The organism is Acidimicrobiales bacterium (assembly GCA_035540975.1).
Lineage (GTDB): Bacteria > Actinomycetota > Acidimicrobiia > Acidimicrobiales.
In genome coordinates this window covers 1-11,154 of sequence record DATLFN010000144.1, presented here as the reverse complement: position 1 = coordinate 11,154, position 11,154 = coordinate 1, and the positions used below count along the sequence as shown (strand labels likewise).

The following is an 11,154-nucleotide window of genomic DNA, read 5'->3' as shown; positions in this document are numbered from 1 at the left end:
GCCCTTCCGCCGCCGGCACCGGCGGCCGACCAGCTGGCGCTGCGCCTGTAGCCGAGCCGGTCCGCTACCGCCCCCGGCGCCCCGGCCGCCGGTCCCCGGACCAGCTGGCGCGGCGACGGAGCGGTCAGGCGACGGGCAGCGGCGCGGCGGCGACGTCCATGTGCGGCAGCCGCCCGGAGGCGGCCCTCGCCCGCCGGTCCATCGCCAGGTGGAGCGCGACGTTGGCGGCCACGGCTGCCACGAGGGTCACGGCGTAGGCGGGCGTCTGCCAGCCCGCCTGGAACTCGTCGCCGGCCCGCAGGGCGCCGAGGCCGACGAGCACCAGGCCCATGGTCGCCACCTGGGTCGTGATGCGGAAGCTGCTCCACCGGGAGTCGAACCAGAAGCACAGCCAGGTCACGGCCGGGAACGCCACGAAGGCGCTGAGGGACCGGGACGTCGCCACCTCCAGCGGCCACGGCCACACCTCGGCCGCGGCCGACGGCCACCCGAACATGACGGCCGCGAAGCCGAGCTGGAGGGCCCCGCCCGTCCCGACGGCCGCCCGCAGCGACCGGGGCACGACGGCGTCGGTCGCCGACGGCACGCCGGGGTCGAGTCGCCGGTTGTTCCGCCACAGGACGGGCAGCAGGAACGGGGTGGCGCCGTAGAGGACCAGCCACGCCCAGAACGACACGTGGTCGTGGTTGAACCGGCTCCAGTGGAGGACGGTCGTGGCCAGGAGTATGGAGCTGAACACGGTGGTGGCGAGGAACCCGACGCCGACGCGGTGCCACTCCCTGCTGCGGGCGACCCGGAGGAACAGGTAGGCGCCGGAGAGGTAGCCGCCGCCCATCACGAGGGCCGACATGGAGGGGCACACCATCCAGCCCCACAGCTCCTGGGTGCGGTCGGGGAAGCCGTAGAGGAGGACGAAGGCGGCCACCAGCACGGGGACGACGGCGGTGGCCACCCAGCGGGTGGGCGCCAGCATCCGATCGCTCCGATCGGCCTTAGGGATCGAGGAATGGTCGTCGCCGCTCACGCCCGTCCCGTCCTCCTCCGGCGGCTTGCGTTACACGGCACGGGGCGCCGGCGGGGGGAGGTGATGTCGGCCCCCGGAGCGGGGAATGCCTTCGGGCGCCGGACCGCCGGGCGGGTCGGGCGCACGGGCCTGCGGCGAGCCAGGATGGGCCCATGGAGGTCCTTTCGAGCCGCGTCATCTACCGGACCCCCGACCTCGCCGGCATGCGCCGGTTCTACGAGGGCACGCTCGGGTTGCGGGTGTACCGGGAGTACGGGGCGGACGGGACGGTCACCGGTGTCGTGCTGTTCCTCGGCGGCGGCTTCCTGGAGCTGGCCGGCGGTCCCGGCCGGTCGGGCCCCGTGACTCTCTGGCTCCAGGTCCCCGACGTGCGGCGGGAGGAGCGGCGCCTGCGCGACGCCGGTGTCCGCGTCGTCCGGGCGGCGGAGGCGATGCCGTGGGGGCTGGTCGAGGCGTGGCTGGAGGACCCCGAGGGCAACGAGCTGTGCCTGGTGGAGGTGCCCGACCACCACCCCCTGCGCCGGCGGGTGTGACCGCCCGGGCGAGGCGGTGGGCGACACTACCGCGCAGAATAGGGCGTACGCCCCGAACTGCCCTTGACGCCCCTGATCGGGACGTTCATGCTCGGTCCGGGCGAACGGCACGGCCCCGGCGGCGCACCGCCCGCCGGTGGCACGCCGGTCCCCCGGACCATCTCGGACGAACCAGGGAGGGCGGCATGGGAACCAGGCGGGCACGGGTCATCGGCGCGGCGGCGATGGCGGCCGCGGGGTTGGTGCTGGCCGGCGGCACGGCTGCCGGCGACGACGGGGGACGGCCCTTCCGGCTGGTCATGAGCGGCGCCGAGGAGTTCAACGGGGCCGGCGTCCCGATCAACCCGCACGGCGACGCCGACCACGGGTCGATCGAGCTGCGGCTGAACCCGGGGCAGGAGGAGGTGTGCTGGGCGGTCGGCGAGATCACCATGACGGCGGGCGAGAGCCTGCCCAACGCCGCCCACATCCACGTGGCGCCCGCCGGCTTCGCCGGCCCGGTCGTCATCCCCCTGTTCGGGGGCAGCACGGCGCCGAACGCCTACCCGACGGGCACCCACTGCGTGCCCGCCGACCGGGAGCTGCTGCGGACGATCATCCGCAACCCCGAGGCGTACTACGTCAACCTCCACAACAATCCCCACCCGGCCGGCGTCATGCGGGCCCAGCTCGGGTAGCGGCCGCATGCCGCCCACGTAGGGTGGACGGCATGCCCGACACCCCCGATCTCACCTCCGCCATCGCCGACCTGGACGACGACTACCTCCGGGTCCAGCTGCTCCTGGCCGTCCGTCGCGCCGGGAACGAGGAGCCCCGCCGCGCCGCCCTGTGGCACGCGCTGGCGGGGCTGCTGGCGGCCGAGCAGCAGAGCCGGGGCCAGAGCGCGCAGCTGACCGGCGGCTCCGGCACGGGCGGCGCCGGCTCCATCCAGGAGACGCTGGACTCCGTGCGCGAGGAGCTGCGCCGCGACGCCGCCGCCATCGAGGCCGAGTACGGCGACGCCGCCGGGGAGTTCCCCAACCCGGCCGGCCGGGCGCCCTTCGTCGACGAGAGCTGACCCGGCCGGCACGGCCGCCGGCGTCAGGCCAGGCGGCGGCGCAGCTCGTCGGGGTAGTCGCCGAAGTACTCGGAGATCACCGGCAGCTCGAACTCCGCCAGGATCGACGTCGCCGGCTCGCGGTCGAGGAGGAAGGCGATCGACTCCCGCACCACGTCGCCGGGCGGCGCGTCGATGCCCAGGTCGTCGAGGAACCCCTGGGGGACGGTGACGACGTGGCTGGTCTCCACGCCGCCCGCCTCGTGGACCTGCACGCCGAAGCGGTCGGGGCCCATGGCGGTCACCACGATGTCGCTCATGCCGGGCCCTCGGCCGGGACGGTGACGGTCGGGGTGGGATGGGCCACGTCGTCGTACCTCCTGTGGTGGGCCCCCCGGTCACCCGCCCCGAATCGTAGAGTCCGCACGATGGCCCCTCCGTCGCAGCCGTGGTGGCGCCGGGCGCTGGGGCGCGCCGTCGGCACCGGTGGCCCCCGCCTGTCGGGCGAGCCGACGTCCGCCAACGGCGCTTCGTCGTTCCACCTGACGTGGGTGCTGCCGCCGGTGCCGCCGCTGGTGGAGGTGTCGGCCGTGCTGGAGGTGGTCACCCCGCCCGCCGTCGACCGCCTGTACTTCTGGGCCCTCCAGGTCGCCTTCGTGGACCGCGGCGCGGACCGGGGGGCCGCCCACGTCGGCCTCCAGTGGAACCGGCGCCACCCCGGCGGGCGGGCCGTCAACTGGGGCGGCTACGCCCCCGGCGGCGGGCTGCTGCGGGGGAGCGCCTCGCCCCTGCCCAGCGCACCGGACGACCCCAACACCCGGGACCTTCCCTGGGAGCCGGGCCGGCCGTACCGGCTGCGGGTGTCCCGTTCGCCCGCCGGGGCGGGGGCGTGGCGGGGCGAGGTGGCCGACGTGGGGACGGGCGCCGCCACCGTGGTCCGCGACCTGTACGCGGGCGGCGACGCCCTGGCCCGCCCCGTCGTGTGGTCGGAGGTGTTCGCCCGCTGCGAGCACCCGTCGGTGACCGTGCGGTGGAGCGGGTTCGAGGCGGTGACCGGGGCCGGCGAGCGGGTGCGGCCCACCGGCCTGGCCGTCAACTACCAGGCCACTGCGGCCGGCGGGTGCGACAACACCCTGTCGGTGCCCGACGGCGACGGCGGCGTCCTCCAGGTCACCGGCACCGACCGCCGAGCGACTCCCGGCGGCCTCATCGCCCTGTGAGGAGAATCGACTCGGAACCGGAGGTTCCGAGCCGAGCCGGCGGTGCTCCGGCCGGGCGGCGGAGCCGCCGGCCTCCGCCCTGTCCTCCCGGCCGGCAGCCGGGGGAGGCCGCCTTCGGCGGCACGAGCGGCCGCCGGCGATTCCCATCGTTCGATGGTCGCTCCGCCAGGGGCCGGTGGGCCCTCTGACGACGCCGGCACCGGGCCGGCGCCGGGCCCGGCGGCCGGACCGCTCATGGCACCAGGACGACCTTGCCCAGCTTGCCGGGCGTGGCGAACCGCTCGTAGGCGGCGGCCACCTCGTCGAGGGCGAAGGCGGCGGCGACCACGACGGTGACCTCGCCCCGGTCGACCAGGGGGAGCACCTGGGACTCGACCCGGCGGGCCGCGTCGGCCTTGTCCTCGAGCGGGCGGGACCGCAGGGTGGAGCCGCGGACGGTGGCGCGGCGGTCCATCAGCACGCGCAGGTCGATCTCGGCGCGGCTCCCGCCACCCAGGCCGATGACGGCGATGCGTCCCCGGCGGCCGAGCAGGCCGAGGTCGGCGGGCAGGTTGGGGCCGCCCACCAGCTCGAGGACGACGTCGAACGGCCCGTCCTCCCCGCCGGGGGCGACGACGGCCGCGCCCAAGTCGGCCACGAGGTGGCGCAGCGCCGGGTCCCGCACGCTGGCGGTGACCCGCGCCCCGGCGGCGGCGGCCAGCTGGACGGCGGCCGTGCCCACGCCGCCCGCCGCCCCCGTCACCAGCACCCGCTCGCCCATGGCCAGGCCGCACTGGGTGAACAGGGCGTCGTGGGCGGTGGTCGCCGCCTCCGGGAAGCCGCCGGCGGCCGGCTCGGGCAGCGACTCGGGGGCCGGCATGGCCAGCCGCTCGTGGACGACGCACAGCTCGGCCTGGGCGCCGCCGCCGACCACGGCCATCACCCGGTCGCCGGGGCGGAAGCGGGCGGCGCCGGGGCCCACCGCCGCCACCACGCCGGCCAGCTCCAGGCCGGGGATGTCGGGCGGCGAACCGGGCGGCGCCGGGTACCGCCCCGCCCGCTGGAGCAGGTCGGCGCGGTTGAGCCCGGCCGACGCCACCCGCACCAGGACCTCGCCGGTGCCGGGGACGGGATCGGGGTGCTCGCGGACGACGACCTCCCCGTCCACCAGGGTGGCCGCCCGCACCGGCTACGCCCCCGTCACGTCGAGGAGGTGGCGGCGCCGGGCGACCCTCTCGTGCGTGCCGCCCGTGCCCAGCGTGCGGGCGGTGACCTCCACCAGCAGGACGCCCGCCCCCGGGCGACCGCCGCTCACGCGCACGCGGCCGTCGGGCCCGTCCAGCTCGAACGAGAGCGGCCCGCCGGCCAGCAGCTCCGCCGGGCGGGCGGTCACCGTCACCCGCACGGGCGGCCCGGGCGCCGACCGGTCCGGCTGCTCGTCGACCACGTCGATGGCGACGCCGACGTCGGCCCATCCCCCCGCCCGGACCCGCACCGGCTCGCCGTCGGCGCCGTGCACCCACGTCTCGTCCACGTCCACCGGCTCGACCGCACCGGTGGCCGGGTCGACCACCACGATGCGGGAGTTGCCCGTGTCGGCCACCACGAGCCGGCCGTCGGGCAGCAGGTCGAGCCCGCCGGGGTGGCGCAGCCCGCGCACGGGGAGCGTGCGCACCCGCTCGCCGTCCCACGCCCGCAGCGCCGAGTTGTACGTGTCGGCCACGTACACGGGCCCGCCGCCGGGCGAGGCGGCGACCCCGAGGGGGTGCTGGAACCGGGCCCTCGCCCCCGGCCCGTCGTCGGCGCCGCAGTCGAGGAACCCGCCGCCGGCGAGCGTCGACACCTCGGCGCCCCGCCGGTCCTCCACGACCAGCCGCAGCGAGCTGGCCGAGGCGTCGACGAACACCACGCCGGCCGCCGCCACGGCCACGCCCGACGGCTGGGCCAGCGTGGCCTTGGGCGACGGCCCGTCGTCGTCGCCCTCCTCGCCGGTGCCGGCCAGCGGGCGGGCCCGGAGCTCGCCGGGGCGGATGCGCACGATGCGGTGGCCGCCCGCCTCGGCGACGACCCACGCCCGCCCGTGCGACACCAGGTCCCACGGCGACGCCAGCTCGTCGGCCAGCACCTCGCCGTCGGTGCGCACCACCCGGTCGGCGCCCGTGTCGCACACCAGCACGCCGCCGTCGCGGTCGAAGCGCACCCCCTGGGGGGCGAGGAAACCGGTGTGGGCCTCCAGCACCACGCCGTGGCGGGTGCAGACCAGGACCTGGTCGTGGCCGGTGTCGGCGATGGCGAGCAGGCGCCCGTCCGGCGACGCCGCCACCTTGCCCGGGAAGGCCAGCGGGCCGGGCGGGAGCAGCGGGCGCCGGGGGGCGGGCAGCTTGCGCCGCCGGGCGCGGGCGGGGACGAGGTCCACGATCTCGGCCACCGCGGCGGCCAGGGGGGCGCCGCAGCCCGGCCCCGACACCGAGCCGACGACGTCGCCCGCCGGGCCCACCAGCACCACCGTCGGCCAGTCGTCCGCCCCCCACGCCTCGAAGCAGCGGTGGTCGGCGTCGTCGACGACGGGGTGGGCGAGGGCCAGGCGGGCCACCGCGTCGACCACCACGTCGTGGCGCGTCTCCTCGGGGAACCGGGGCGAGTGGACGCCGACGACGACCAGGTCTTCCCCGTGCAGCTCCTCCAGGGGGCGGATGTCGTCCACCAGCCGCCCGCACGCGACGCTCGACGCCGACCAGAACCACACCAGCACGGCCCGGCCCCGCAGCGCCGCCATCGTCAGCGGCCGTGCCACCCCGATCCACCCGCCGGCGCCGTCCAGCTCCGGGGCGCCGACGTCGGGCATGGCGGCGTTCTACCCGACGCGCCCCACCCCGGCCAGGTCACGCCGGTAGATGGATGCCATGCGCACGGGCGTCCCCGTCTCCGACGCCTCGACCATCTGCCCGTCGCCGGCGTAGATCCCGACGTGGTGGATGGGCGAGCCGTAGAACAGCAGGTCGCCCACCTGCACGTCGGAGACGGGGACGCGCGTGGTGGCGCCGTACTGGGCGACCGAGGAGTGGGGCAGCGAGCGCCCCCCCGCCTTCCACGCCCACTGGGTCAGGCCCGAGCAGTCGAAGCTGTCGGGGCCGTCGGCCCCCCACTCGTACGGCTTGCCGAGCTGCTTCTTGGCCTCGGCCACGGCGGCCGCCGCCCCCGGGGCCGGCGGGCGGGCCGGGGCGCCGCCCTCGCCGTCGCCCGCCGCGGGGCCGGGGCGCCTGGTCGTGGTGGTCACGGCCAGGCGGGGGACGGTGACGGCCGGCGCGGTGGTGGAGGCCACCCGGCGAGCGGCCTCCTCCGCCCGGCGAGCGGCCTCCTCCGCCCGGCGCGCCGCCTCCTCCGCCCGGCGCGCCGCCTCCGCTCGGGCCGCCTCCTCGCGCGCCCGGCGCTCGGCCAGCTCGGCCTGGGCCCGGCGCGCCTCCGCCTCGGCCCGCCGGCGGGTCTCCTCCTCGACCAGGGCGGTGAGCTCGCCCTGGACCCTGGCCAGCGTCGCCCGCCGGGCGTCGGCCGCCCGGGAGGCAGCCCCGCGGTCGGCGTCCACGCGGGCGAGGACGGCCGCCGCCGACGAGCGGGCCGTATCCAGCTCCTGGCGCTGGCGGCGCCGCTCCTCCTGGACCTGGTCGAGGCTGGTGATCGTCGCCCGCTCCCGGCCGGCGACGGTGGCGACGTAGGCCTGCCGGACGGCCGCGTCGCTGGCCGACCCGCTCACCAGCATCTGCTCGATCGGGAGCGTGTCGTTGCGGACGTAGGACGACACGGCCCGGTCGCGCAGGCGCGCGCGCACCTCCGCCAGCCGTCGCTCGGCTACGGCCAGGTCCGCCTCGGCAGCCCGCACCCGCTCCTCGACGCCGGTCGCCTCGATGCGGGCCTGGTTCAGCCGCTCGGCCAGGATGCTCACCTGCCGGCCCTGCTCCTCCAGCTCGCGGGCCAGTTGCTCCGCCTCGGCCCGCTTCTCCGCCACCGGGTCGGCGGCGGCCGCCGACGAGCCGGCGCCGGCCAGGCCGAGCGACGAGCACAGGATGGCGACGCCGAGCGCCTGGCCCACCCACCGATGACGCGGGGTCGCCCCGGTCGGATGCACTGGCGCCAAACCGTAGTGGGGATGGCAGGAACAGGGAAAGGGCGGGGCGGCGGTACGGTGGCTGGGCCATGAGCGAGCAGCCGAGCGAAGCGACGGTCGAGGCGGCGGGCGGCCGCCTGGCGCGCGACTCCATGGGCGAGGTCCGCATTCCCGCCGGGGCGCGGTGGGGCGCCGGCACGCAGCGGGCGGTGGAGAACTTCCCCGTCTCCGGCCAGCGCGTCGACGCCGCCCTGGTGCAGGCGCTCGCCCGGGTGAAGGCGGCGGCGGCGCTGGAGAACGCCCGCCTCGGCGTGCTCGACGAGGACATGGCCGAGGCGATCGCGGCCGCCGCCGGCGAGCTGGTGGCGGGCGGGCACGCCGACCAGTTCCCGGTGGACGTGTTCCAGACCGGCTCGGGGACGTCGTCGAACATGAACGTCAACGAGGTGGTCGCCGGGCTGGCGGCGGAGCGGCTCGGTCGCGAGGTCCACCCGAACGACCACGTCAACGCCTCGCAGTCGACGAACGACGTGTTCCCCACCGCCATCCACCTGGCCGCCGCCGCCGCCGTCACCGGCGACCTCGTCCCGGCCCTCGGCTCGCTGGCCGCCGCCCTGCGGGCCAAGCAGGCCGAGTTCGCCGAGGTCGTGAAGTCGGGCCGCACCCACCTGATGGACGCCACGCCCGTCACCCTCGGCCAGGAGTTCGGCGGCTGGGCCCGGGCCGTCGAGCTCGGCGTGGAGCGGCTGAGGTCGTGCCTGCCCCGGCTGGCCGAGCTCCCCATCGGCGGCACGGCCGTGGGCACGGGCATCAACGCCCCCGCCGGGTTCGGGGCGGGCGTCGCCGCCCGCCTGGCGGCCGAGACGGGGCTCCCGCTGACCGAGGCCGTCGACCACTTCGAGGCCCAGGGCGGCCGCGACGCGCTCGTCGAGACCAGCGGCGCGCTGCGCACCATCGCCGTGTCGCTGTTCAAGCAGGCCAACGACCTGCGGTGGCTGGCCAGCGGGCCCCGCACCGGCCTGGCCGAGATCCGCCTGCCCGACCTGCAACCGGGCTCGTCGATCATGCCGGGCAAGGTGAACCCGGTCATCCCCGAAGCCGTCGTCCAGGTGGTCGCCCAGGTCGTCGGCAACGACGCCGCCGTGGCCTTCGCCGGCTCGGCCGGGAACCTCGAGCTCAACGTGATGATGCCGGTGATGGCCCGCAACATCCTCGAGTCCGTCCGGCTGCTGGCGTCGGCCTGCCGGCTGATGGCGGGGTCGTGCGTCGCCGGCGTCGGGGCCGACGAGGCCCGGTGCCGGGCCTACGCCGAGTCGTCGCCGTCGCTCGGCACCGCCCTCAACCCGTACATCGGCTACGAGCGGGCCGCCGAGGTGGTCAAGGAGTCGACCAGGTCGGGCCGGTCGATCCGCGACCTGGTGGTCGAGCGCGGGTGGATGACGCACGACGAGCTGGACAAGGCGCTGGACGTCCTCCACCTCACCCGGGGCGGCCTCCCCTAGGTGGTTGCGAAGGGAAGCATGTTGCCGACGCCGACGTTGGGACGGGCATGAGGGTCGAGATCTGGTCGGACGTCGTGTGCCCGTGGTGCTACGTCGGCAAGCGCCGCTTCGAGTCGGCCCTGGCCCGCTACCCCTCTGCCGCCGACGTCGAGGTGGTGTGGCGCAGCTTCGAGCTGGACCCGAAGGCGCCGGCCGCCGACGACGTCGACCTGGTCGAGCACCTCGCCGCCAAGTACGGCGTCAGCCGGGACGAGGCCCGGGCCATGAACGCCCGGGTGACCGAGGTGGCGGCTGCCGAGGGACTGGCCTTCCGCCTCGACCGGGCCCGCCGGGGCAACACGTTCGACGCCCACCGCCTGATCCACCTGGCCGCCGCGTCCGGGCTCCAGGACGCCATGGAGGAGGGGCTGATGGCCGCCTACTTCACCGAGGGCGAGCCCGTGTCCGACCACGACGCCCTGGTCCGCCGGGCGGTGGCCGTGGGCCTGGACGAGGCCGAGGCGCGCCGCCTCCTCGCCGGTGACGCCTACGCCGCCGAGGTCCGGGCCGACGAGGCCGACGCCCGCCGCCTCGGCATCACGTCGGTGCCGTTCTTCGTGGTCGACCGCCGCTACGGGATCGCCGGCGCCCAGCCCGCCGACGTGCTGCTCGGCGCCCTCCGGCAGGCATGGGAGGAGCGCTCGCCGCTCGAGCCCGTGTCGGCGCCGGGCCCGGCAGGCGACGCCTGCGGCCCCGACGGGGACTGCTGACCGTTCATTTCGCGCGTGCGCGCCAGCCCCTGGCGCGGGATCGACGGATGAACGAGGTCAGCCGAGGGCGGGGGAGCCGGGGTAGGGCCCCGGGTCACCGGCGGCCGGGATGGTCGGCGCCGACCACGCCATGATCCTGGCCAGGTTGTTGGCCACGGCGCGCCACTCGAGGGGGTCCCACCCCTCGGCGGCGCCGATGACGGACCCATCCGTCCCCACGTGGACGATCGCCGGCAGGTACTCGATCCCGAACGCCTTGATGGCCTCGCGGTCGGGGTCGGCGAAGGTAAGGACCTCCTTCGACCACGGGCCGAGGAACTGGTAGCACTCCTCGGGCGTGCCGGCCACGAGCCAGGCGATGCGGCAGTCCGCCTCCTGGAAGGTGAGCAGGACCCTGTTGGCCGTCGGCAGCAGCCACGCACTCTCGTAGGTGAACGGGTCCAGCGCCACGAACACCAGGTGGAACGTGGTGAGCCACTGCTCCACCGTCCGGGGCGGCCCGTTGAGCGGCGCCAGGCTCAGGTCGAGCGGGGGAGCGGATGCCACGGCGGCAAGGTAGCCGACGACCCTTTCCGCGCACGAGACGGGCCCGGAGCGGGGGACGGGTAGCGTCGTGCCCTCGATGCACCCGATGGAACGCCTGCGATCCGTGGCCCGGGCGGCCGGCGTCGGGCCCGGCCTGCTGGTCCCCGAGGCGGCCGAGGCGCTGGCCCGCCTCCACGGCGACGCCGCCGCCCTGGTGACGGCGTGCCGCCGGCTGGTGGACCGCCATCCCGACGTCGGCCCCATGTGGTGGCTGGCGTCGCGGGTGTTGTGCGCCGCCGATCCCGTGGCCGAGGCGTGGCGGGCAGCCGCCGAGCTCGAGTCGGACGCCTCGGGGGCGGCGGTGGCCGCCGCCGTCCCCGACGGCGCCACCGTCGTGGTGGTGGGGTGGCCCGAGGTGGTGGCGGACGGACTGCGCCGGCGGGGCGACGTGACCACTCTCGTCGTGTCGGGCGGTGGGGAGTCG

The 11,154-nt window shown here is 76.8% G+C and carries 13 protein-coding genes; 7 read left to right on the top strand and 6 right to left on the bottom strand.

What is annotated here, in order from left to right; genetic code table 11:
• Positions 1-124: 124 nt before the first annotated feature.
• Positions 125-973, bottom strand: a complete 849-nt coding sequence (locus VM242_14525; GenBank protein ID HVM06379.1) for a hypothetical protein — start codon at positions 971-973, stop codon at positions 125-127.
• A 203-nt stretch (positions 974-1,176) separates the two neighbouring features.
• On the opposite strand from VM242_14525, the gene VM242_14520 reads away from it, so the two are divergent.
• From VM242_14520 to VM242_14510, 3 genes are all read left to right on the top strand, one after another.
• A complete protein-coding gene (locus tag VM242_14520; protein HVM06378.1) occupies positions 1,177-1,557 on the top strand; it encodes a VOC family protein in 381 nt (126 codons plus the stop codon).
• Between the two features lie 185 nt (positions 1,558-1,742).
• Positions 1,743-2,234, top strand: a complete 492-nt coding sequence (locus tag VM242_14515) for a CHRD domain-containing protein (GenBank protein HVM06377.1) — start codon at positions 1,743-1,745, stop codon at positions 2,232-2,234.
• 32 nt (positions 2,235-2,266) lie between these two features.
• Complete coding sequence (locus VM242_14510; GenBank protein HVM06376.1) at positions 2,267-2,614, top strand: hypothetical protein; 348 nt, start codon at positions 2,267-2,269, stop codon at positions 2,612-2,614.
• A 23-nt stretch (positions 2,615-2,637) separates the two neighbouring features.
• Here VM242_14510 and VM242_14505 read toward each other — a convergent pair whose 3' ends face one another.
• Complete coding sequence (locus VM242_14505; protein HVM06375.1) at positions 2,638-2,913, bottom strand: hypothetical protein; 276 nt, start codon at positions 2,911-2,913, stop codon at positions 2,638-2,640.
• 108 nt (positions 2,914-3,021) lie between these two features.
• On the opposite strand from VM242_14505, the gene VM242_14500 reads away from it, so the two are divergent.
• Complete coding sequence (locus VM242_14500) at positions 3,022-3,813, top strand: hypothetical protein (GenBank protein ID HVM06374.1); 792 nt, start codon at positions 3,022-3,024, stop codon at positions 3,811-3,813.
• Between the two features lie 232 nt (positions 3,814-4,045).
• Here the strand turns inward: VM242_14500 and VM242_14495 are convergent, their stop codons facing one another.
• The 3 genes from VM242_14495 to VM242_14485 are packed head-to-tail and all read right to left on the bottom strand — an operon-like array spanning position 4,046 to position 7,879.
• Positions 4,046-4,978, bottom strand: a complete 933-nt coding sequence (locus tag VM242_14495; protein HVM06373.1) for a zinc-binding dehydrogenase — start codon at positions 4,976-4,978, stop codon at positions 4,046-4,048.
• A 3-nt stretch (positions 4,979-4,981) separates the two neighbouring features.
• Positions 4,982-6,637: a hypothetical protein gene (locus VM242_14490; protein ID HVM06372.1), complete on the bottom strand. Its 1,656-nt coding sequence runs from the start codon at positions 6,635-6,637 to the stop codon at positions 4,982-4,984.
• Positions 6,638-6,646: 9 nt separating this feature from the next.
• Positions 6,647-7,879: an NlpC/P60 family protein gene (locus tag VM242_14485; protein ID HVM06371.1), complete on the bottom strand. Its 1,233-nt coding sequence runs from the start codon at positions 7,877-7,879 to the stop codon at positions 6,647-6,649.
• 104 nt (positions 7,880-7,983) lie between these two features.
• Between VM242_14485 and VM242_14480 the strand changes: the two genes are divergently transcribed.
• Entirely contained in the window at positions 7,984-9,396 is a 1,413-nt protein-coding gene (locus VM242_14480) for a class II fumarate hydratase (protein HVM06370.1), read from the top strand.
• 47 nt (positions 9,397-9,443) lie between these two features.
• Entirely contained in the window at positions 9,444-10,145 is a 702-nt protein-coding gene (locus VM242_14475; protein HVM06369.1) for a DsbA family oxidoreductase, read from the top strand.
• 57 nt (positions 10,146-10,202) lie between these two features.
• Here VM242_14475 and VM242_14470 read toward each other — a convergent pair whose 3' ends face one another.
• A complete protein-coding gene (locus tag VM242_14470) occupies positions 10,203-10,691 on the bottom strand; it encodes a hypothetical protein (protein ID HVM06368.1) in 489 nt (162 codons plus the stop codon).
• A gap of 76 nt (positions 10,692-10,767) precedes the next feature.
• Here VM242_14470 and VM242_14465 point away from each other — a divergent pair.
• On the top strand, positions 10,768-11,154 hold a 387-nt coding region (locus VM242_14465; protein HVM06367.1), incomplete at its 3' end, for a hypothetical protein.

Bases quoted from the DNA above. Each gene is read 5' to 3' on its own strand.
- VM242_14525 (HVM06379.1), bottom strand. From the start codon at position 973: ATGCTGGCGCCCACCCGCTGGGTGGCCACCGCCGTCGTCCCCGTGCTG.
- VM242_14520 (HVM06378.1), top strand. From the start codon at position 1,177: ATGGAGGTCCTTTCGAGCCGCGTCATCTACCGGACCCCCGACCTCGCC.
- VM242_14515 (HVM06377.1), top strand. From the start codon at position 1,743: ATGGGAACCAGGCGGGCACGGGTCATCGGCGCGGCGGCGATGGCGGCC.
- VM242_14510 (HVM06376.1), top strand. From the start codon at position 2,267: ATGCCCGACACCCCCGATCTCACCTCCGCCATCGCCGACCTGGACGAC.
- VM242_14505 (HVM06375.1), bottom strand. From the start codon at position 2,913: ATGAGCGACATCGTGGTGACCGCCATGGGCCCCGACCGCTTCGGCGTG.
- VM242_14500 (HVM06374.1), top strand. From the start codon at position 3,022: ATGGCCCCTCCGTCGCAGCCGTGGTGGCGCCGGGCGCTGGGGCGCGCC.
- VM242_14490 (HVM06372.1), bottom strand. From the start codon at position 6,637: ATGCCCGACGTCGGCGCCCCGGAGCTGGACGGCGCCGGCGGGTGGATC.
- VM242_14480 (HVM06370.1), top strand. From the start codon at position 7,984: ATGAGCGAGCAGCCGAGCGAAGCGACGGTCGAGGCGGCGGGCGGCCGC.
- VM242_14475 (HVM06369.1), top strand. From the start codon at position 9,444: ATGAGGGTCGAGATCTGGTCGGACGTCGTGTGCCCGTGGTGCTACGTC.